At 70.5% G+C, this 20,096-nt stretch carries 20 protein-coding genes; 13 read left to right on the top strand and 7 right to left on the bottom strand.

What is annotated here, in order from left to right; all coding sequences use genetic code 11:
* The first annotated feature begins 31 nt into the window (after positions 1-31).
* The 4 genes from ACLJPY_RS29840 to ACLJPY_RS29855 all read left to right on the top strand — a co-directional run bounded on the left by ACLJPY_RS29840 (position 32) and on the right by ACLJPY_RS29855 (position 5,060).
* Positions 32-1,753: a serine hydrolase gene (locus ACLJPY_RS29840; RefSeq protein WP_410593551.1), complete on the top strand. Its 1,722-nt coding sequence runs from the start codon at positions 32-34 to the stop codon at positions 1,751-1,753.
* A 211-nt stretch (positions 1,754-1,964) separates the two neighbouring features.
* Positions 1,965-2,966 (top strand): MurR/RpiR family transcriptional regulator, encoded by a 1,002-nt coding sequence (locus ACLJPY_RS29845; RefSeq protein WP_410593552.1) that lies wholly within the window; start codon positions 1,965-1,967, stop codon positions 2,964-2,966.
* A gap of 23 nt (positions 2,967-2,989) precedes the next feature.
* Positions 2,990-3,919 carry an N-acetylmuramic acid 6-phosphate etherase gene (locus ACLJPY_RS29850; RefSeq protein ID WP_410593426.1) on the top strand — a complete coding sequence of 310 codons (930 nt, stop codon included), beginning with the start codon at positions 2,990-2,992 and terminating at the stop codon, positions 3,917-3,919.
* Positions 3,920-3,971: 52 nt separating this feature from the next.
* Positions 3,972-5,060, top strand: a complete 1,089-nt coding sequence (locus tag ACLJPY_RS29855) for a HoxN/HupN/NixA family nickel/cobalt transporter (RefSeq protein WP_410593428.1) — start codon at positions 3,972-3,974, stop codon at positions 5,058-5,060.
* On the opposite strand, the gene ACLJPY_RS29860 is transcribed toward ACLJPY_RS29855, so the two are convergent.
* Complete coding sequence (locus ACLJPY_RS29860; RefSeq protein WP_410593430.1) at positions 4,996-6,189, bottom strand: MFS transporter; 1,194 nt, start codon at positions 6,187-6,189, stop codon at positions 4,996-4,998. The two genes, ACLJPY_RS29855 and ACLJPY_RS29860, sit on opposite strands and share 65 nt — an antisense overlap.
* Positions 6,190-6,250: 61 nt before the next feature.
* Here ACLJPY_RS29860 and ACLJPY_RS29865 point away from each other — a divergent pair, with 61 nt between their 5' ends.
* Positions 6,251-6,556: an ArsR/SmtB family transcription factor gene (locus ACLJPY_RS29865; protein WP_410593432.1), complete on the top strand. Its 306-nt coding sequence runs from the start codon at positions 6,251-6,253 to the stop codon at positions 6,554-6,556.
* Here ACLJPY_RS29865 and ACLJPY_RS29870 read toward each other — a convergent pair.
* Together ACLJPY_RS29870 and ACLJPY_RS29875 are read right to left on the bottom strand one after the other, a co-directional pair.
* The gene (locus ACLJPY_RS29870) at positions 6,553-7,275 is read right to left on the bottom strand and encodes an oxidoreductase (RefSeq protein ID WP_410593434.1); all 723 of its coding nucleotides are present in this window, start codon (positions 7,273-7,275) and stop codon (positions 6,553-6,555) included. The two genes, ACLJPY_RS29865 and ACLJPY_RS29870, sit on opposite strands and share 4 nt — an antisense overlap.
* Positions 7,268-7,765, bottom strand: coding sequence for a phosphoribosyltransferase (locus ACLJPY_RS29875; protein WP_410593435.1), 498 nt, complete (start codon positions 7,763-7,765; stop codon positions 7,268-7,270). The genes ACLJPY_RS29870 and ACLJPY_RS29875 overlap by 8 nt, the downstream gene beginning before the upstream one ends.
* Before the next feature lie 113 nt (positions 7,766-7,878).
* Between ACLJPY_RS29875 and ACLJPY_RS29880 the strand changes: the two genes are divergently transcribed.
* From ACLJPY_RS29880 to ACLJPY_RS29890, 3 genes are all read left to right on the top strand, one after another.
* On the top strand, positions 7,879-8,481 hold the full coding sequence (locus tag ACLJPY_RS29880; protein WP_410593437.1) for a GNAT family N-acetyltransferase: 603 nt from the start codon (positions 7,879-7,881) through the stop codon (positions 8,479-8,481).
* Between the two features lie 100 nt (positions 8,482-8,581).
* Positions 8,582-10,564 carry an acetate--CoA ligase gene (gene acs / locus ACLJPY_RS29885; protein WP_410593439.1) on the top strand — a complete coding sequence of 661 codons (1,983 nt, stop codon included), beginning with the start codon at positions 8,582-8,584 and terminating at the stop codon, positions 10,562-10,564.
* A 143-nt stretch (positions 10,565-10,707) separates the two neighbouring features.
* The gene (locus ACLJPY_RS29890) at positions 10,708-11,214 is read left to right on the top strand and encodes a DUF6319 family protein (protein WP_410593440.1); all 507 of its coding nucleotides are present in this window, start codon (positions 10,708-10,710) and stop codon (positions 11,212-11,214) included.
* Positions 11,215-11,371: 157 nt separating this feature from the next.
* Here the strand turns inward: ACLJPY_RS29890 and ACLJPY_RS29895 are convergent, their stop codons facing one another.
* Positions 11,372-11,713, bottom strand: a complete 342-nt coding sequence (locus ACLJPY_RS29895) for a cupin domain-containing protein (protein WP_410593441.1) — start codon at positions 11,711-11,713, stop codon at positions 11,372-11,374.
* A 129-nt stretch (positions 11,714-11,842) separates the two neighbouring features.
* Here ACLJPY_RS29895 and ACLJPY_RS29900 point away from each other — a divergent pair, with 129 nt between their 5' ends.
* Entirely contained in the window at positions 11,843-12,559 is a 717-nt protein-coding gene (locus tag ACLJPY_RS29900; RefSeq protein ID WP_410593443.1) for a VIT family protein, read from the top strand.
* Here ACLJPY_RS29900 and ACLJPY_RS29905 read toward each other — a convergent pair.
* Positions 12,556-14,013 carry a peptide MFS transporter gene (locus ACLJPY_RS29905; protein WP_410593445.1) on the bottom strand — a complete coding sequence of 486 codons (1,458 nt, stop codon included), beginning with the start codon at positions 14,011-14,013 and terminating at the stop codon, positions 12,556-12,558. The genes ACLJPY_RS29900 and ACLJPY_RS29905 overlap by 4 nt on opposite strands.
* A gap of 188 nt (positions 14,014-14,201) precedes the next feature.
* Here ACLJPY_RS29905 and nhaA point away from each other — a divergent pair, with 188 nt between their 5' ends.
* From nhaA to ACLJPY_RS29920, 3 genes are read left to right on the top strand one after another with little or no spacing between them, the layout of a single operon-like run.
* Positions 14,202-15,389, top strand: a complete 1,188-nt coding sequence (gene nhaA / locus ACLJPY_RS29910) for a Na+/H+ antiporter NhaA (protein WP_410593446.1) — start codon at positions 14,202-14,204, stop codon at positions 15,387-15,389.
* A 42-nt stretch (positions 15,390-15,431) separates the two neighbouring features.
* On the top strand, positions 15,432-15,917 hold the full coding sequence (locus ACLJPY_RS29915; protein ID WP_410593448.1) for a phage holin family protein: 486 nt from the start codon (positions 15,432-15,434) through the stop codon (positions 15,915-15,917).
* A 4-nt stretch (positions 15,918-15,921) separates the two neighbouring features.
* Positions 15,922-16,848: an alpha/beta fold hydrolase gene (locus ACLJPY_RS29920; RefSeq protein ID WP_410593450.1), complete on the top strand. Its 927-nt coding sequence runs from the start codon at positions 15,922-15,924 to the stop codon at positions 16,846-16,848.
* Here ACLJPY_RS29920 and ACLJPY_RS29925 read toward each other — a convergent pair.
* Complete coding sequence (locus tag ACLJPY_RS29925; RefSeq protein WP_410593451.1) at positions 16,835-17,923, bottom strand: FAD-dependent monooxygenase; 1,089 nt, start codon at positions 17,921-17,923, stop codon at positions 16,835-16,837. The genes ACLJPY_RS29920 and ACLJPY_RS29925 overlap by 14 nt on opposite strands.
* A gap of 110 nt (positions 17,924-18,033) precedes the next feature.
* Between ACLJPY_RS29925 and ACLJPY_RS29930 the strand changes: the two genes are divergently transcribed.
* Entirely contained in the window at positions 18,034-18,915 is an 882-nt protein-coding gene (locus tag ACLJPY_RS29930; protein ID WP_410593453.1) for a GntR family transcriptional regulator, read from the top strand.
* Here ACLJPY_RS29930 and ACLJPY_RS29935 read toward each other — a convergent pair.
* Positions 18,912-20,096: a MarP family serine protease gene (locus tag ACLJPY_RS29935; RefSeq protein WP_410593455.1), complete on the bottom strand. Its 1,185-nt coding sequence runs from the start codon at positions 20,094-20,096 to the stop codon at positions 18,912-18,914. The genes ACLJPY_RS29930 and ACLJPY_RS29935 overlap by 4 nt on opposite strands.

The raw sequence follows: 20,096 nt of genomic DNA on the forward strand, positions 1-20,096 counted from the left end.
TGCTAGGAAGGTCCTCGTCGCGGCCACCGGAGTGCTGGTCGCCCTGACCACCTTGACCTCTGGAGCCGGCGCCATTACCAGCCACGATCCGGCGGCCGGGCGCTTCGACCGGCCGCAGCACGGGTTCGCCCCGCCGTGGACGACGCTGCGCGACGGACCACCGCAGGCCGTCGGCCTGGACCCGGCGCCGATCAAGGCGGCCGAGGACTTCATCGCGAGCTGGACCCGGCCGGACGCCTCCGGGCACCCGCACTTCTCCGGGGCGGTCGGCCTGCTCGCGCACGACGGGGTGGTCGTCGACCGGTACGCGGCCGGCGGCGCGCTGCGGTACGCCGATGCCCAGGGCACCGAGCTGCCTGCGAACCAGCAGGTTCCGATGCGGAACGACACCATCTTCGACATGGCTTCGATCTCGAAGCTGTTCACCTCGATCGCCGTGCTCCAGCTCGTCGAGCGCGGGCAATTCACCATCGACACGCCGGTCAGCCGCTTCTTCCCCGAGTTCGCGACCGGCGACAAGGCCGCCATCACGGTCAAGATGCTGCTCACGCACACCTCCGGCTTCGACGCCGACCCGGTCCCGTCGCTGTGGGCGGGCTACCCGGACATCCCGTCGCGCCGGCAGGCCGTGCTGGACAGCCCGCTGAAGAACAAGCCGGGGACGACGTACCTCTACTCGGACATCAACCTGCTGACGCTCGGCTTCATCGTCGAGAAGGTCACCGGGCAGTCCCTCGACAAGGTCGTCCACGACCGGATCACCGCACCCCTCGGCATGGCCGACACCGGGTACAACCCGCCCGCCGCGAAGCTGAACCGGATCGCCGCGACGGAGTTCGAGGCGAACCCGCCGCGCGGGCTGGTGCGCGGCAGCGTGCACGACGAGAACGCCTGGTCGCTCGGTGGCGTCGCCGGGCACGCCGGGGTGTTCAGCACCGCCGGCGACATGGCGACCCTCGCCCAGACGATCCTCAACGGCGGCACCTACCGCGGGCACCGGATCCTGCGGCAGGAGACCGTCGGGCAGATGCTGACGAACTACAACCAGCAGTTCCCGGAGGACTCGCACGGCCTCGGCTTCGAGCTCGACCAGCCCTGGTACATGGGCGCGCTGGCGTCGCCCGTCACCGCCGGGCACACCGGTTACACCGGAACGACGCTGGTCATCGACCCGGAATCGCGCTCGTTCGCGATCCTGCTGACGAACCGGGTGCACCCGACCCGCAACTGGGGCTCGATCAACACCGCGCGCCAGGTTTGGGCGACGTCGCTGGCCAGGGCCATGGCGGTGCGGCCGGTGGCCGGGAAGGACGCCTGGACGAGCACGCTGGGTAACGCGAGCGTCGCCACGCTGAGTACCAGCGCGTTTACTACGCATAGTGATCAAGCGCGCGTCTCGTTCGCTGCCTTCGTGGACACCGAAGGCCCCAGTGATCCACTTCAGCTGCAGGTCAGCACCGACGGCGTTAACTGGCAACCGGTCGCCCTCTCGGTATCCGGACCGGGGGCACCCTCCGGAACCGTCACGTCGCTCTCCGGACATGGGCACCGCGCCTGGTGGCGGGCGGTGGGCCCGCTGCCGCAGGCCGCGTCGCTGAGCCTCCGCTGGCGTTACAGCACCGACCCGAGTTACACCGGAAGAGGCGTTTCGGTGGACGGTGTGAAAGTCACCGAGGGCGGCCGATCACTTCTCGACGGTGAACGAGACCCCGCGGATTTCGTCGCAGAGGGTTGGCAGTTGAGCTCTTGGTGAGCAGTCGATCGCCGACCGTCGACCCTGCGGCCGAATTTACCGTCCGCTTGCCGCTTGCACCGCGACACTAAGTTGCCAAGTCGTTAGCTTGACCTCGTTAACAAGGTCGACCTGGTTGGCGACTTTCTGGTCAGTGATTAATCGCAAATCCAGATCCGCAGACACGGACGGGTTGCGATCCGACCGAAGGGTGTGGGTAGCCTTGTCGCAGATGCCAACGGTTAGTAACTTTCCGACGGTGACTGATACCGAATCCGTAGTCGGCCCGGCACCGTCCGAGGCCGTCTCGGTCCAGCCGGTCGTGCGGGACGCCGACTCCAGCCCGCTGGTGCGGATCCGTTCGCTGCTCCCCGGCCTGGCCCGCGCCGAGCAGCGCGTGGCCAAGGTGGTGCTGGAAGACCCCGCGTCCGTCGCGCGGCGCAGCATCACCGAAGTGGCTCTGGCCGCCAACACGAGCGAGACCACGGTGACGCGGTTCTGCAAGGCCGTCGGGGTCGGTGGCTACCCGCAGCTGCGCATCGCGCTGGCCGCGGACACCGCCCGCACCGAGGCGCGCACCACGCGCAACCTCGGCGGCGAGATCGGCCCGGAGGACGACCTGGCCGCCGTGATCGGCAAGGTCAGCTTCGCCGACGCGCGCGCCGTCGAAGAGACGGCCGACCAGCTCGAAGTCGCCACGCTCCAGAAGGTGATCGAGGTCGTCGCGAGCGCCGGCCGCGTGGACGTCTACGGCGTGGGCGCCAGCGCGTTCGTGGCCGCCGACCTGCAGCAGAAGCTGCACCGCATCGGCCGCGTGTGCTTCGCGTGGTCGGACACGCACATCATGCTCACCTCGGCCGCGGTGCTGAGCCCCGGTGACGTCGCCATCGGCGTCTCGCACACCGGCGCGACCACCGACACCGTCGAGGCGCTGCGCGTGGCGCGCGAGCACGGCGCGATCACCATCGCCGTGACGAACTTCCCGCGCTCGCCGATCACCGAGGTCGCCGATCATGTTTTGACGACCGCGGCCCGGGAAACCACCTTCCGTTCGGGAGCGACGGCGAGCCGCATCGCTCAGCTCACCGTTATCGACTGCCTGTTCATCGGCGTCGCGCAGCGGCACATGGACGCGTCGGTCAGCGCACTGGACGCGACCCGCGACGCAGTCGGATCGCACCGCTTGGGGGTCAGGCCGGACGGTCGTCGCCGTCCGCGGGAAACCGGCAAGTAATGACCGGAGAAAATGTGAGGCGCATGATGACCGTCCCCGTGCAGGCGGTGCACGTCGATTCGCCGACCGAGACCCGCAATCCCCGCACCCAGGACATCGACCTGATGTCCACCGCGGGGATCCTGGGCGCGATCAACGCCGAGGACCGCACGGTCCCCGGTGCCGTCGCCGCGGTGCTGCCCCAGGTGGCGCGCGCCGTGGACCACGCGGTCGACGCCCTGCGGGCGGGCGGCCGGGTGCACTACGTCGGCGCGGGCACGTCCGGGCGCCTGGCCACCCTGGACGCGGCCGAGCTGGTGCCGACGTTCAACGTGCCGGGTGACTGGTTCATCGCGCACCACGCCGGCGGCGAGCGCGCGTTGCGGCACGCCGTCGAAAACGCTGAGGACGACTCGGCGGCCGGCGCCGCCGAGATGGCCGCGATGGTCCAGCCGGGTGACTTCGTACTGGGGCTGACGGCGTCGGGCCGGACGCCGTACGTGCTGGGCGCGCTGCTGGCCGCGTCGCGCCAGGGCGCCCGCACCGGCCTGGTGTCGGGCAACCCGAAGGCCGCCAAGCCGGCGGGCGTCGACGTCCTCATCGCCGTCGACACGGGCCCGGAGGCGATCGCCGGCTCGACCCGGATGAAGGCGGGCACGGCGCAGAAGATGATCCTGACGTCGTTCTCCACCGCGACGATGATCAAGCTCGGCCGGACCTACTCCAACCTGATGGTCAGCATGCGGGCCACCAACGCGAAGCTGCGCGGCCGGACCATCCGGATCCTGCAGGAGGCCACCGGCATGACGATGGCGGACTGCTCGGACGCGCTCACCGAGGCCGGGGGCGACCTCAAGGTGGCGCTGGTGCACCTGCTGTCCGGCGAGGACGTGACGCGCGCGGCCCAGGCGCTGCACGCGTCCGGCGGGCACGTGCGGAAGGCGCTGGACACTCTCAGGGTGCGAGCCAGCTAGCTCTTCACCTGTTCATCTGCTTAACCTCTCAGATGAGGAAGGGCGGGTGGCGATGACCGGCACGACGGAGGACTCGCGGCGCGGGCTGACGCGCCGCGAGTGGGTGTCGATCAGCGGGATGGCCGGGTTCATCCTGCTGCTCAACGTCGTGGGCTGGGTGGTGCTGGCGGCCTTCGTCGCCCCCCGGCACTACGCGCTGGGCACGTCCGGCGTGTTCGGGATCGGGCTGGGCGTCACGGCGTTCACGCTCGGCATGCGGCACGCGTTCGACGCCGATCACATCGCGGCGATCGACAACACCACCCGCAAGCTGATGGGTGACGGCCAGCGGCCGCTTTCGGTCGGCTTCTGGTTCTCCCTCGGGCACTCGACGATCGTGTTCGTGCTGTGCCTGCTGCTCTCCCTCGGCGTCCGGGCGCTGGCCGGGCAGGTCGAGGACGACTCCTCGGCGCTGCACCAGACCACCGGACTGATCGGGACGTCGGTGTCCGGCGTCTTCCTGTACGTGATCGCGATCCTGAACCTGGTCGTGCTCGTCGGGATCCTCCGGGTTTTCAAGAGGATGCGCCGCGGCGACTTCGACGAAGCCGCGCTCGAACGCCAGCTGGACAACCGCGGCGTGCTGAACCGGCTGCTGCGCGGCGCGACGAAGGCCGTGCGCAAGCCGTGGCACATCTACCCGGTCGGCCTCCTGTTCGGCCTCGGCTTCGACACCGCGACCGAGATCGGGCTGCTCGTGCTGGCCGCGGGCGCGGCGACGTTCGCGCTGCCGTGGTACGCGATCCTCGTGCTGCCGGTCCTGTTCGCGGCCGGGATGAGCCTGTTCGACACCGTGGACGGCTGCTTCATGAACTTCGCCTACGGCTGGGCGTTCGCGAAGCCGGTGCGCAAGATCTTCTACAACATCACGGTGACCGCGCTGTCGGTCGCGGTCGCGCTGCTCATCGGGACGATCGAGCTCGTGTCGATCCTTGCCGAGAAGCTGGCCATCAGGAGCGGGCCGCTGGCCGCGATCGCCTCGGTGAACCTGGACTACGTCGGCTTCGGGATCGTCGGGCTGTTCGTGCTGACGTGGGTCATCGCGCTGGCGGTGTGGCGGTTCGGGCGGATCGAAGAGAAGTGGTCGGCGAAGCTCTCCTGACCGCGATGCCCAGCGCCGCGACGGCGGCCAGCGCGCCGGCCGGACCGACCCAGGCCGGTCCGGCGGCCGCGAGCACGAGCCCGCCCAGTGCCGAGCCGAGTGCGCCGCCGACGTAGATCGCCGAGCCGTTCACGCCCAGCGCGACGGTCGGGGCGTCCGGCGCCAGCGTGAAGAGCCGGTGCTGCTGCGGCACCATCAGCATCCCGACGAAGACCCCGGAGAAGACCGCGAGCAGGATCGCCCCGGGCAGCGACCGCACGGCGAGGTCCAGGACGGTGAGGACGGCGGCGGTGCCCACCAGCGAAACCGCGAGAACCCGGGCCGGCCCGAAGCGGTCGGTGGCCCGGCCGGTGACCGTCGTCCCGATCACCTGGCCGAGCCCGGACCCGACCAGCACCCACGACAGCACGGCCCCGCTCGCGACCGGGGCGACCAGCACCGGCAGGTAGACGAAGACGGTGAAGCCGGCGAGCGTGCCGAAGACCGTCACGAGCAGCACCCGGGCGACCGGACGCCGGACGACGACCTCGAGCCGGGCGCGCAGCCCGGCCGCGGGCACGCGGACCTCGGGGATGAGCGGGATCAGCACCGCGACCAGCACGGCCGCCACCCCGATGCCCCACATCACCGCGCGCCAGCCGAACCAGGTGCCCGCCAGCACGCCGATCGGCACCCCGAGCACCATCGACACGCTCATCCCGGCGGCGACGGTCGCGAGCGCGCGGCCCCGGCGTTCCGCGGAGGACAGCGCGCCGGCGAGGACGTAGGCGTTGGACTGGAAGGCCGCCGCGCCGACCGCGGCGAGCAGCCGCGCCACGGCGACCACGGCGAACGACGTGCCGAGCGCCTGGCCTGCCATGCCCACGGTGAACAGGGCCATGCCACCGGCCAGCAGCCACCGGCGGTCCCAGCCGCCGGTGAACGCCGCGATGAGCGGGGACGCGACCGCGTACGTCAGGGCGAAGACCGTGGTCAGCTGGCCCGCGACGGACTCCGTCACGTGCAGGTCGGCGGCGATGGCGGGCAGCAGGCCGTTGAGCACGAACCCGTCGGTGCCGACGGTGAACGTGCCCACCGCGAGGACGAGCAGGACCCCCAGCCGATCATTAGATGATCGTCGAATCGTCATACGGTCATGATGGAGATACACTTCGATTGTTGTCAAACGATCCAAGTGTTGGGAGGCCGTGGTGGCCAGGACGCTGCCCCAGCCGTCGTGCGACGCGATCGAGATCGTGACGGTGCTGCAGGCGCTCGCCGATCCCGTGCGCCTCGAGATCGTCCGCGAGCTGTCGCAGGAGACCGAGCCGCGCAGCTGCGCGCTCGAGGAGTACGACGTCGACATCAGCGCCGCGACGCTTTCGCACCACTGGCGCGTGCTGCGCGAAGCCGGGTTGACGACGACGACCGTGGAAGGCCGCCGGCGGTGGATCGTGCTGCGGCGCGACGATCTGCAGAAGCGGTTCCCGGGACTGCTGAACGCGGTCCTGGCTTAAGAAGCCGCGTCCGAGATGCTCTTCGCTTCGCGCGCACCGGCTTCGAACGCTTCGCAGCAGAAGAGCAGCCACGCGCGTACGCCTTCGGGCGTTCCGCTCGCGAAGCCTTCGGCCGCTTCGAGGTAGCGAGGCACCCGGCGGAAGTACGCCACCTCGGGCACGCTCAGCGCCTTCGGGTCGAGGCCCGTCGCGACCATCGTCAGGCGGGCGGCCGCCCGGGCCACGACGCCGTCCGCGCTGCCGAACGGCTTGAGCGCCAGCAGTTCGCCGTGCACGACGGCCGTCAGCACCGGGCCCGGCACCGACGTCGCCCCGGTCACCAGCTGGGCGAGCAGTTCGAGACGGCCGCCGCCGGAGTGCGGGCGGCCCAGCGCGTCCAGGTCGTCGACCAGGTCCGCGGCGGCGAGGACGTGCAGGCGGGCCAACGCCTGCAGCGGCGCGCGGCGCCACGTCGGCAGCAACGACTCCAGCGTCTCCGCGACGCGCAGGGCGCCGGCCAGCACCGGGTCGGCGACCGCGCCGTCCGCGGGCAGTTCGGGGTTCGCGCCCTCGATGCCGGCCGACGCGCGGGCCGCGCGGACCGACGCTTCGGCCGCCGTCGCCGCGCCGCCGCGGAGGTTCGCCGGGAGCCGGTGGACCGCGAACACCGCGTCCTGGGCGGACTTCGCCGCCGCGGCGACGCCTTCGAGGTCGAGGAGGGGCTTCAGCGGATCAGGCATCGAGCACCTGGCCTTCGCGGGAGACGACGGGCGGCAGGACCGACCACGGGAAGTTGATCCACTTGTCCGTGCGCCGCCAGACGTACTCGCACTTCACCGTCGAGTGCGGCTTCTCGTAGACGACGGCCGAGCGCACCTCGGCGACGTGCTCGAGGCAGAAGTCGCGGACCAGCTTGAGCGTGGCGCCGGTGTCGGCGACGTCGTCGGCGATCAGCACCTTCTTGCTCGTCAGGTCGACGACGTTGGGCACCGGCGGCAGCATCACCGGCAGGTCGAGGCGCTGGTCGACGCCGGTGTAGAACTCGACGTTCATCACGTGCAGGTTCTTCACGTCGAGCGCGTAGCCGAGCGCTCCGGCGATGAAGAGGCCGCCGCGCGCGATGGACAGGATGAGGTCCGGCGCGAAGCCGTCGCCGGCGATGGTGTGAGCCAGTTCACGGCTCGCCGTGCCGAACAGCTCCCAGCTCAGCTCTTCCCGCTCTTCGGCCATCGAGCCTGCCCTTCCGTCGTGGTCCGCCGAGCATAGGCAACCGGCAAGTGGCTTCTGGAAACGAGCGGAAATTGGCTATCCTGAACGACCACTTGCCAATCTACGGTGATCACGTGAGTGACTGGACCACGCAACCGACCCTCTCCGGCGAGCACGTCCGCCTGGAGCCGCTGACCTCCGCCCACGCCAAGCGGCTGCTGGAGGCCGGCGCCGACCCCGGCATCTGGGCGTGGCTGAGCATCCGGCAGCCGGCGGACCTCGCCGCCGCCGAGCGGATGGTCGAGCAGGCGCTCGCCGACCCCGATCGCCGTCCCTTCGCGCAGATCGACGTCGCCTCCGGCCGCGTCGCCGGGACGACGTCGTACTACCAGGTCGTCGAGAAGCACCGGATCCTGTCCATCGGGCACACGTGGCTCGGCGCGGACTGGCAGCGCACCGGGCTGAACACCGAGTCGAAACTGCTGCTGCTGACGCACGCGTTCGAAACCCTTGACGCACAACGGGTTTCCTGGGAGACCGACATCCGCAACCTCCGCTCGCAACGCGCCATCGAACGCCTTGGCGCGCTTCGCGAAGGTGTGCTGCGGGCGCACCGGATCCGGCCGGACGGCTCGTCGCGCGACACCGTCACCTACTCGATGCTGGCGCCGGAGTGGCCCGCCGCGAAGGCTCGGCTGAACGAACGCTTAGTCACCGGGGCTCGCCTGGCACGGTGAACCGGCAGGCCGGGGTGGGTGCAACCTTTTACAAGGCGGACTAACGTCGCTAGCGTGCCGCTAGCCGTCATGTCGGCGCACTACAGGAGGCCTTGCAACCATGACCGAGCAGTCCCCCGCCCTGGACAACCTGCTCACCGAGAGCCGCACCTTCCCGCCCAGCGAAGAATTCGCTGCTCAGGCCAATGCCAAGGCCGATCTCTACGCCGAGGCGGACGCCGACCGCGAAGCGTTCTGGGCCAAGCAGGCGGAGCGGCTGACGTGGGACACGAAGTGGACCACGGTACTGGACTGGACCAATGCGCCCTTCGCGAAGTGGTTCGTCGGCGGCAAGCTGAACGTCGCCTACAACTGCGTCGACCGGCACGTCGAGTCCGGCCACGGCGACCAGGTCGCGATCCACTGGGTCGGCGAGCCGGGCGACACGCGGGACATCACCTACGCCGAGCTGAAGACCGAGGTTTCCAAGGCCGCCAACGCACTCGCGTCGCTGGGCGTCACCGCGGGCGACGTCGTGGCGCTCCAGCTGCAGATGGTCCCCGAGGCCATCTTCGCGATGCTCGCGTGCGCCCGGATCGGCGCGCTGCACAACGTCGTCTTCGGTGGTTTTTCCCCGACGGCACTGCGAGCCCGCGTCGACGACGCCGCGGCGAAGGTCGTGATCACCTCCGACGGCCAGTTCCGCCGCGGCAAGGCCGCGCCGATGAAGGCCAACGTCGACGAAGCGCTCGAAGGCGCCGAAACCGTCGAGAAGGTCATCGTCGTGAAGCGCACCGGCGACCAGCTCGAAAGCGAAGTGCCGTGGACGGACTCGCGGGACGTCTGGTGGCACGAGCTCGTCGACGGACAGTCCGAAGAGCACACTCCCGAAGCGTTCGACAGCGAGCACCCGCTCTTCATCCTGTACACCTCCGGCACGACCGGGAAGCCGAAGGGCATCCTGCACACGTCGGGCGGCTACCTGACGCAGACCGCGTACACGCACCACAACGTCTTCGACCACAAGGCCGGCGAAGACGTCTACTGGTGCACCGCGGACATCGGCTGGATCACCGGCCACAGCTACATCGTGTACGGCCCGCTCGCGAACCGCGTCACGCAGGTCGTCTACGAAGGCACGCCGAACACCCCGCACGAGGGGCGGCACTGGGAGATCATCCAGAAGTACAAGGTCTCCATCTACTACACCGCGCCGACGCTGATCCGCACGTTCATGAAGTGGGGCGCGGAAATCCCCGAGAAGTACGACCTGTCGTCGCTGCGCGTGCTGGGTTCGGTCGGCGAGCCGATCAACCCCGAAGCGTGGATCTGGTACCGCGAGAACATCGGCGCGGGCAAGGCGCCGATCGTCGACACGTGGTGGCAGACCGAAACCGGCGCGATCATGATTTCGCCGCTGCCGGGCGTCACCTCGACCAAGCCGGGTTCGGCGCAGCGGGCGCTGCCGGGTGTCTCCGCGAAGGTCGTCGACGAGCAGGGCACCGAGGTCGGCGCGGGCGGCGGCGGGTACCTGGTGCTCGACAAGCCGTGGCCGTCGATGCTCCGCGGCATCTGGGGCGACGAGGAGCGCTTCAAGGACACGTACTGGTCGCGCTTCAAGGAGCAGGGCTTCTACTTCGCCGGCGACGGCGCGAAGTACGACAACGACGGTGACGTCTGGCTGCTGGGCCGCGTCGACGACGTGATGAACGTGTCCGGTCACCGCATCTCGACGACCGAGGTCGAGTCGGCGCTCGTGTCGCACCCGACGGTGGCCGAGGCCGCGGTCGTCGGCGCGACCGACCCGACGACCGGCCAGGGCATCGTGGCGTTCGTGATCCTGCGCGGCAACGCCGTGGACGGTGGCGAGGAGGCTATCCAGGAGCTGCGCAACCACGTCGCGAAGGAGATCGGGCCGATCGCGAAGCCGCGGCAGATCATGGTCGTGCCGGAGCTGCCGAAGACGCGCTCGGGCAAGATCATGCGCCGCCTGCTGCGGGACGTCGCGGAAAACCGGCAGGTCGGCGACGTCACCACGCTGGCCGACTCGACGGTGATGGACCTGATCTCGTCGGGCCTGAAGACGGGCAAGTCGGAGGAGTGAGCTAGCGTCTCCTGTTGTCAGAGCCCTTCCGGCTTCGCGCCGGGAGGGCTCTGTCATGACACCCCGTGTGGCACGAGTCGAACGCATGTTCTACGCTGTGCCGCGAACCACACCCACTTCCCGGGCAAGGAGACGACACGACGATGACCGTGGATGTCCTGACGCACGACGAGGAAACGGCCGAGGCCCCGGTTTCGGCTCCCGCTCCGGCTTCGACTCCGGAGGTTCCGGCTTCGGAGGTCTCCACCGACGAGGCGGCCGTCACCGAGTCCGCGTCCCCGGCCTCTTCGGAGGGCTCGCCCGAGCCCGCCGAGGAAGAGGCCCCCAAGCCGAAGCGCGGCCGCCCGAAGGGCGCGGCGACGGCGTCGACGGCGAAGAAGACCCGCACGGTCGAGCTGATCCTGACGGTCACCGGCACCGCCGACGGCGAGTGGCAGGCCGAGCTGAAGAACGGCTCGAAGTGGGTCGCGAAGGGCCTCGAGATCCCCGCCGCGGCGGTCTCGCGTGCGGCGAAGGAGCTGCACAGCGACCTGTCCGGCCCGATCGACGAGGTGATCAACCAGGCTCGCGAGGCGCAGGCCGCGAAGGTCGCCGCGCTGGAGGCCGAGCTCGAGAAGGCCAAGCAGGCTCTCGCCGAACTCGACGGCTGAGCTTCATTCCGGGAAGCGCCCGGTTCCGCGATCGGCGGGGCCGGGCGTTTCCGCTTTCCGGGTCCGCTCACGTGCCTGCAGGGTCGGCGCGTACCTGGACGGTCGGCTTGCGTACCTGCAGGGTCGGCTTGCGTACCTGGACGGTCGGCTTGCGTGGTCAGGCGATGGGTGGGCGGTCCGGGAGCGGGGACTTGAACTCCACCCACATCGCGTCCGTCAGTGCTTCCACGTGGTGGGGTACCCCGCGCGGGTGCAGCACCGAATCGCCGGGCTCGAGGACGGCCTCCACGCCGTCGACCGCGCCGCGCAAGCGGCCCGACAAGACGTAGACGATCGAGTCGTGGTCGTGCGCGTGGGTCTGGGAGGCCACTCCCGCGGGGTAGTGGATCAAGTACGCCAGCCCGCTCGCCGCCTGCTCGAGCAGCCGGAACCGGCCCTCGCCGCCGAGCAGCGGCCGGCCCTCCACCGTCGCCAGCGGCTGCCACACCTGCTCTTCCATGCCCCCATCATGACCCAGCCCGGCTGAGAGTCCACACAGGACCACTTAGGTAAGGCAGCCGTTATTTAGGCGTCCCTGACCGAAAACCCTGGTCTCGCCACGATTCCGCTTCCGTGTTTCACTTGTCCGGTGACCGATACGGCCGTTGAGCACGCCCACGAACCGCACCAGGGACTGGGCGGGAAGCTGAACTGGCTGCGGGCCGGGGTGCTCGGGGCCAACGACGGCATCGTGTCCGTCGCCGGCATCGTCGTCGGCGTCGCCGGGGCGACCACGGAAAGCACCACCATCCTGACCGCCGGGATCGCCGGGCTGGTCGCCGGTGCCTTTTCCATGGCCGGCGGCGAATACGTTTCCGTGAGCACCCAGCGCGACACCGAACAGGCCCTGCTCCGGCTGGAAAAGCACGAGCTCAAAACCATGCCGGAGGCCGAGGAGCGCGAACTCGCCGAGATCTACGAGGCGAAGGGCCTGTCGCCGGAACTGGCGACCCGGGTCGCGCGCGAACTGACCGAAAAGGACGCCCTGCAGGCGCACGCGGAGGCCGAGCTCGGCATCGACCCCGGCAACCTCACCAGCCCGTGGCAGGCCGCGTGGGCGTCGCTGCTCGCGTTTTCGGTCGGTGCGGTGCTGCCGATCCTCGCGATCGCCTGGACCGGCGTCTCCCTGCGGGTGTGGGCGTGCGCGGCCGCGGCCGTCGTCGGCCTCACGCTGACCGGGTGGATCAGCGCGAGGCTCGGCGACGCGAAGGTGGGGCGCGCGATCGTCCGCAACGTCGGCGTCGGCGCCCTCACCATGGTGGTGACCTACTTCGTCGGGGTGATCTTCGGGGTCACCGTCGGTTAGTGCACGCCCTTCATCAGCTTGCGGATGAACGGGATGCCCAGGAACAGCAGCACGCCGACCGCGACCGCGACACCGCCGACCGTGCCGAAGTACGGCGCTTCGTCGTCGACCGAGTAGTACTCGGCGAGCTTGCCGGACATCGCGGTGCCGAACGAGACCGACAGGAAGTTCAGCGCCACCATCTGCGTCGGGAACGCCGCCGGCGCGAGTTTCGTCGACAGCGACAAGCCCACCGGCGACAGGCACAGCTCGGCCATCGTGAACACGAACAGGATGCCCACCAGGGCCAGCAGCGGGCTCGCGTTCTTGCCGCTGCCGACCATCGGCAGGAAGAGCAGGAACGCCACGCCCATCAGCACCGTGCCGATGACGAACTTCATCGGCGTCGACGGCTGGCGCTCACCCAGCTTGGTCCACAACGCGGCCAGCACCGGCGCGAACACGATGATGAACACCGGGTTGACCGAATTGACCCAGGAAACCGGCATCTGCCAGCCGAACAGGTCCCGGTTCAGCCGCTGGTCGGCGTACACCGTCACCACGGTGAACTGCTGCTGGTAGAGGGAGAAGAACACCGCGCTGGCGATCCACATCGGGATGAACGAGAACACCCGGCTGCGCTCGTCCGCGGTGATCTTGCGGCTGACCAGGATGATCACGAAGTAGACCACCGAGATGACGCCGACCACCCAGACGACGACGTCGGCGAGGTTGCCGGGGTTGACCACCCCGGTCAGCAGCAGGACGAGCACGGCGGCGATCAGCACCAGCGCGACGCCGACGGCGAGCAGCCGCCGGGACGCGGGCAGCGGGTCGGGCACCACCTTCGCCCGCTCGCCGAGGTTCTTGCGGCCGAGCGTGTACTGGACCAAGCCGAGGGCCATCCCGATCGCGGCCAGGCCGAAGCCCAGGTGGAAGCCGACGTCCTGCTGCGCCCACCCGGTCAGCAGCGGGCCGACGAACGCACCGAGGTTGACGCCCATGTAGAAGATCGTGAAACCGGCGTCGCGCCGCTCGTCACCTTCGGCGTAGAGGGTGCCGACGATCGCCGTCGCGTTGGCCTTGAGCCCGCCGGAGCCGACCGCGACGCAGGCGAGGCCGACACCCACGCCGGCGAAGCCCGGCAGCACCGCCAGGCTGATGTGGCCGATCATGATCAGCACGGCGCTGTAGAACAGCGTCCGCTCGGAACCCAGTAGCCGGTCGGCGACCCAGGCGCCAGCCACGGCGAACAGGTACACCAGCCCGCCGTACGCGCCAACGATGCCGAGGGCGTCTTCCTGCGGCAGGCCGAGTCCGCCTTCGGCCGCGGTTCGGTAGAGATAGAGCGCGAGGATGCCGAGCATCCCGTAGTAGGAGAAGCGCTCCCACAGCTCGACCCCGAAGAGGTTCGCCAGTCCTCGTGGGTGCCCGAAGAACCTCGTGTCCTGCTGGACCTCGGTGGAGGTGCTCACAACTCGTCTTCCTTTGTCTAGGGACTTCGTTGTCCCTTGGCATGCTAAGAGCCCAGCTGGTGACCCACCACCGACACCCGATGTGGCGACGACCATAACCGTCCGTGACAAGCGGCGCTAAAATAAGGTCAGGGTGCGCCGGGAAGCCTGGTCGGCAACAGTGATCAGCGACCCCAGGAGCCGCCCCGATGTCCCGCCCGTTCAGCGAATTCGCCCGTTACCTGCGCACCGAGACGACCGGCGGGCTCATCCTGCTCGGCGCCACGGCGGTCGCGCTGCTCTGGGCCAACTCGCCGCTGCGGGACAGCTACCACGCCCTGCGCGACTTCCGGCTCGGCCCCGCGTTCCTGCACCTCGACCTCACGGTCGGCGACTGGGCGAAGGACGGCCTCCTCGCCCTGTTCTTCTTCGTCGCCGGGCTGGAGCTCAAGCGCGAGCTCGTCATCGGCGAGCTGTCCCGGTTCAAGCAGGCCGTCCTGCCGGTCGTCGCGGCGATCGGCGGCATGGTCGTGCCCGCGCTCGTCGCACTGGCCGTCGGCTGGGGGACGCCGGGCATCGACCGGGCGTGGGCGATCCCGGTCGCCACGGACATCGCGTTCGCCCTCGGTGTGCTCGCGCTGACGGCGTCGAACCTGCCCTCGAGCGCGCGGGTGTTCCTGCTTTCCCTGGCCGTGGTCGACGACCTCGGCGCGATCATCGTCATCGCCGTGCTGTTCACGACGGGCTTCGACCTGGTCGCGGCGGCGGTCGCCGTCGCCGCGCTCGCCCTCTACGCGTTCCTCCAGCACCGCCGCGTCCGGACGCCGTGGCTGTACGTCCCCTTGGCGCTGGTCACCTGGGTCGCGGTGCACTCCGCGGGCATCCACGCCACGATCGCCGGCGTCGCGCTCGGCCTGCTCACCCGTGTCCGCGCCGACGAAGGCGAAGCGGAGGCGCCCGCGCTGCGGCTCGAGCACCGGCTCCAGCCGTGGTCGGCCGCCGTCGCCGTGCCGGTGTTCGCGCTGTTCGCGGCCGGGATTTCGGTCAACGCCGAAGCGCTCGGCGCGGTGTTCACGACGGCGTTGCCGCTCGCGGTGCTCGCCGGGCTGCTCGGCGGCAAGGTCGTCGGCATCCTCGGGGCCGCCCTGCTCGCCGTGAAGCTGCGGCTGGCGGAGAAGCCACGCGGGATGGGCTGGCGGGACCTGGCCGCGTTGTCCGTGCTCGGCGGGGTCGGGTTCACGGTGAGCCTGCTGATCGCGGAGCTGTCGCTGCCGGAAGGTGAGAGTGAACTGGCGAAGGCGGCGGTCCTGATCGCGTCGGCGACGGCGTCCCTGCTGGCGGCGGCCCTGCTCCTGCGTCGCAGCAAGGTTCACGCGCAAATGTCCGACACACTGTGACTCCGCCGCGCCCGGTTTCGAGACACATGGCACGATGACCCGGTGAGCAGCCCCAAGCACGAGCGCACCGGTCCCGACGGCGTGGGGGCCGTGCCTTACCTCCCGCTGTCCTCCGCCTCCGACATCCCCGGCGACCAGTCCATCGGCCGCCTGGTCGGCGACGCGACCCAGCACATCTCCACCCTGGTCAGGGCCGAGATGGAACTGGCGAGGTCCGAGCTGGTCGGCGAGGTGAAGAAGGGCCTCAAGGGCGCCGTCTTCTTCCTGATCGCGCTGACGGTCTTCCTCTACAGCACGTTCTTCCTGTTCTTCTTCGCGGCCGAGGGGCTGGCCGAGTGGCTGCGGTACCGCTGGATCGCGTTCGGCATCGTGTTCGTCCTGATGCTGATCGTCGCGGGCGTGGCCGGGTTCCTCGGCTACCGCAAGGTGAAGAAGTTCAAGGCCCCGGAACGCACCATCGCCAGCGTCAAGGAGACCGCCGCCGCGCTCAAGCCGCAGCGCGCTCCCGAAGCCGGCCCGCGCGACTGAGTCGTTGCCCGCGTCCCCCGACCCGTCGAGCGTTCGGCTCGACGGCCCGTGGGTCCACCGCGACGTGTCCGCGAACGGCATCCGCCTGCACGTCGCCGAGCTCGGCGACGGCCCGGTCGTGGTGCTGCTGCACGGGTTCGCCGAGTTCTGGTGGACCTGGCACCACCAGCTGCGTGACCTGGCCGCCGCCGGGTTCCGGGCGGTCGCCGTCGACCTGCGCGGCTACGGCGACTCCGACAAGCCGCCCCGCGGCTACGACGCCTGGACCCTCGCCGGTGACGTCGGCGGGCTGATCAAGTCGCTCGGCGCGCGGCGCGCGCACCTCGTCGGGCACGCCTGGGGCGGCATGCTCGCCTGGACGGTCGCGGCGCTGCACCCGCGGCTGGTGTCCTCGGTGACGGCGATCGGCGCGGCCCACCCGCTCGCCCTGCGCAAGGGCGCGGCCCGCCCGTGGCGCGGGCAGGGCCGCGCGGCCGGGCACCTCTTCCGCTTCCAGGTGCCGATGGCGCCGGAGAAGTGGCTCGTGAAGGACGACGCCCAGGCCGTCGCGGACCTGTTCGGCGGCTGGGCCGGCCGGCACTGGCGGTCCACATCGGACTTCACCGGGAGCGTCGAGGCGTTCCGGCAGGCGATGCTCGTGCCCGGGGTCGCGCACAGCGCGCTCGAGTACTACCGGTGGGCGTTCCGCGCGCAGTTCCGCGGCGAAGGCCGCCGGTTCACCGACGCCGTCGGCTCCCGGATCGCGGCGCCGACGCTGCAGCTGCACGGCGCCGAAGACCCCTGCATCCTGCCCGAAACCGCGGTGTCGTCGGCGCGGTGGGCGGGCCCGCACGCCGAGCCGGAGATCTGGCCGGACGTCGGGCACTTCCCCCACCTCGAAGAGCCGGACCGCACGTCAGCGGCCCTGGCCGGCTTCCTCAAGCAAGGCTGATGGCGTTCTTCGCCCGCGCCACCGACTCCTCGGACGCCGGTCCTTCCGCGTTCTCGGTGGCCAGGGCCTGGTTGAGCGCGACGAAGGGCCGCATCCGGCGTTCGTAGGCCGCGAAGGCCTCTTCGTGTCCGGCGCGGCCGAGTTCCTGCGCGAGGACGTACGCGCCGACCAGCGCCAGGCTCGTCCCCTGCCCGGAGAGCGCGGACGCGCAGTAGCCGGCGTCGCCGACCAGCACGACCCGGCCCGCCGACCAGCGGTCCAGCTGGATCCGGGCCATCGCGTCGAAGTAGAAGACGTCGGCGGCGGCCATCGCTTCGAGCAGCTTCGGCACCTCCCAGCCCACCCCGGCGAGCCGCTCGGTCAGCAGCCGCTTCTGCTCCGGGACGGTCATCCGCGGCAGCGGTTCCGAGCCGAAGCCGAGGGTCACGCGGAGCTCGGTGTTGTCCCGCACGGGATACGCGACGCCGCCGGTGTGCTCGTGCCGGAACCAGACCTGCCAGTCCTCGAGGCCGAGGAAGTTGGCCGCCGGGAAGATGGCCAGGTACTGCCCGAGGTGCCGGACGAAGTCCTCCTCGGGGCCGAAGGCCAGCCGCCGCACCGCCGAGTGCAGGCCGTCGGCCCCGACGACCAGGTCGAACGCCCGAGACGCACTGCTGGAAAACTCGACCCGCACGCCGTGCGCCTCTTCGCGCAGGGCCGTGATCGAGTCGCCGAAGACGTACTCGACGTCGGACGCCTCCAGCAGCATCGCGACGATGTCGTCGCGGAGCACCTCGAAGTCGGCGCTGTCGAGCCGTCCGCTGCTGTAGGTGAAGTCCTCGGAGCGGAAGAGCTCCTGGCCGTCCCCGTCCACCACGGACATCCCGCGCATCCGGGTCCGCAGCGCGCGCAGCCGGTCGCCGAAGCCCAGTTCGTCGACGACGTCGAGCGCGACCCCGCGCACGTCGATCGCCTGGCCGCCGGTGCGCGGCCCGGGTGCGCGCTCCACCACGGTCACCGCCCAGCCGTCGCGGGCGAGCAATCGGGCCAGGGTGCCGCCGGCGACACCGGCGCCGGAGATCAGGACGTTCCGCATGGTTTCCTCCCAGGTCGTACGCTTGTACGCTCCACCGTGGAGAAGGCCCAGCTCGAAGGCTATTTCTGTACTAGTACAGCTAGCCTTCTGTACTAGGTCAGGAGGACGCCGTGAAGTACGTCGCCATCGCCGACGAACTGCGTGCGCGGATCACGCGCGGCGAGCTGCCGCCCGGTGCGCGGGTGCCTTCGACCCGGCGGCTCGCGGCCGACCACGGCGTCGCGATGGCGACCGCGGCGAAGGCGCTGGCCCAGCTGAGCCACGAAGGGCTGGTCCGCGCGGAGCCGCGGTCCGGCACGGTCGTCGCCGACCGGGACCGCCGCGGCGCGCACCGCGGGCTGACCCGCGACCAGCTCGTGCGGACCGCGATCGCCATCGCCGACGCCGAGGGCCTCGCCGCGCTGTCCATGCGCGGGGTCGCGGCCCGCCTCGGGGTCGCGGCGATGGCGCCGTACCGGTACGTGCGCGGCAAGGACGAGCTGGTGCTGCTCATGGCCGACACCGCGTTCGGCGAGCTCGGCTACCCGGCGAAGCCGTCGGGTGACTGGCGCGCCCGGCTGACGCTCGGCGGCCGCACGCTCTGGTCGCTCTTCCGCCGGCACCCGTGGCTGGCCCAGCTGGGGCCGATCACGCGACCGCTGCCGCTGCGCAGCCTCGCGGTGCACGGCGAGTGGGCCCTGTCGGCGTTGTCCGAACTGGGCGTGGACGCGGCGACGCTGTGCGACCTGCACGTCGTGTTCTTCAGCCACATCCAGGGTCTGGCGGTCCACCTGGAACGCGAGCAGAGCGCGCTGGCGTCCTCCGGGCTGACCGAGGACGGCTGGATGGACCACCAGGGTCCCGCGGTCGCGGCCATGACGGCCGGGCACCCGACGTTCGCCAGGATGCTCGCCGACCTCACCGAGACCGGCTACGACCTGGTGCTGGACGACATCTTCGAGTCGGGCCTGCGCGCCCTGCTCGACGGCGTCGCGCTCCGGTACGGACGCTAGGCCGCGCAGGAGCCGGTGGACACGTTCGCTGTCTGCGACGGCGCCGCGTCGACCTCGGCGCGCACCTGCTCGGCGGTGAGCGTGAACCCGGTTTCCGGGTCCTCCACCGCCGCGCCGAAGACGACGCCGATGACCTTGCCGTCCGGTGTCACCATCGGGCCGCCGGAGTTGCCGCTGCGGATCTCGGCGCGGACCGTGAAGACGTCCCGCTGCACGGTGTTGGCCTCGTAGATGTCCGGGCCGCGCAGGTTGATCCGGCCGCGCAGGCGCGCGGGCGTCGCCCGGTACGGACCGTCGAGCGGGTAGCCCAGCACGATCGCACTGTCGCCGGCGCCCGCGGTCTCCGAGGCGAACGACAGCGGCTCGGCCCGCAGCCGCGGCACCTCGAGCACCGCGATGTCGACCTCCGGGTCGAAGTAGACGACGCGCGCGGGGTAGTCGCCCTGGGTCGTTTCGATGCCGACGGTGTCGGTGCCCGCGACGACGTGCGCGTTCGTCATCACCCGCTGCGGCGCGATCACGAACCCGCTGCCTTCGAGCGAGCGCGAACACGAACTGGCGGTGCCGCGGATCTTCACCACGCTGCCGTGCAGCCGCTGGACCGTCTCGCTGGTCTGCAGCTTGGGGTCCGGCGGCGAGGTGTCCGCCGTCGGCGCCTTCTGGAACGGGTCCACGATGGACGGGAAGCCGGACGCGTCGAGCAGCTTGCGCAGCTGGCTCGGGAAGCCCTGGGCGGCCGGCGGCATGGCGTCGTTGACCTTGCCCAGCACCACCGAGCCGTTGATCGCCTTGGCCAGCCCGGGCAGGCCGGACACGGTCGTCAGCGGCGTGGCGATCAGCCAGGCCACCACGAACACGACCACGGCCTGCACGACCGCGCCGAGCGTCTTGTCGATGCCCGAGAGCTTGTCCGGGTTGATCTTCTGCCGCAGCCGCCGTCCCACGTAGACGCCGATCGCCTCGCCGAAGGCGACCAGGAAGACCACGGTCGCGACCGCGAACGCGACCTTCCATACGGGGTCGTCGAAGAACGCGACGACGACCGGCGCGAGCTTGATCCCGGCGACCGCACCGAGCACGACGCCGACGAGCGACGGCAGCGCGATGATCACGCCCTGGTACGCGCCGGACACCGCGGCCAGCAGGGCCAGCAGCAGCACCAGCACATCGACCCAGTTCAC

Source organism: Amycolatopsis sp. lyj-23, from assembly GCF_046549135.1.
Classification (GTDB): Bacteria; Actinomycetota; Actinomycetes; order Mycobacteriales; family Pseudonocardiaceae; genus Amycolatopsis.

Excerpts from the sequence above, each read along its gene's own strand:
- ACLJPY_RS29855 (WP_410593428.1), top strand. The coding sequence starts at position 3,972 with ATGACCGGCACGACGGAGGACTCGCGGCGCGGGCTGACGCGCCGCGAG.
- ACLJPY_RS29925 (WP_410593451.1), bottom strand. The coding sequence starts at position 17,923 with ATGCGGAACGTCCTGATCTCCGGCGCCGGTGTCGCCGGCGGCACCCTG.
- nhaA (WP_410593446.1), top strand. The coding sequence starts at position 14,202 with ATGTCCCGCCCGTTCAGCGAATTCGCCCGTTACCTGCGCACCGAGACG.
- ACLJPY_RS29895 (WP_410593441.1), bottom strand. The coding sequence starts at position 11,713 with ATGGAAGAGCAGGTGTGGCAGCCGCTGGCGACGGTGGAGGGCCGGCCG.
- ACLJPY_RS29870 (WP_410593434.1), bottom strand. The coding sequence starts at position 7,275 with ATGCCTGATCCGCTGAAGCCCCTCCTCGACCTCGAAGGCGTCGCCGCG.
- acs (WP_410593439.1), top strand. The coding sequence starts at position 8,582 with ATGACCGAGCAGTCCCCCGCCCTGGACAACCTGCTCACCGAGAGCCGC.
- ACLJPY_RS29850 (WP_410593426.1), top strand. The coding sequence starts at position 2,990 with ATGATGACCGTCCCCGTGCAGGCGGTGCACGTCGATTCGCCGACCGAG.
- ACLJPY_RS29890 (WP_410593440.1), top strand. The coding sequence starts at position 10,708 with ATGACCGTGGATGTCCTGACGCACGACGAGGAAACGGCCGAGGCCCCG.
- ACLJPY_RS29875 (WP_410593435.1), bottom strand. The coding sequence starts at position 7,765 with ATGGCCGAAGAGCGGGAAGAGCTGAGCTGGGAGCTGTTCGGCACGGCG.
- ACLJPY_RS29860 (WP_410593430.1), bottom strand. The coding sequence starts at position 6,189 with ATGACGATTCGACGATCATCTAATGATCGGCTGGGGGTCCTGCTCGTC.
- ACLJPY_RS29845 (WP_410593552.1), top strand. The coding sequence starts at position 1,965 with ATGCCAACGGTTAGTAACTTTCCGACGGTGACTGATACCGAATCCGTA.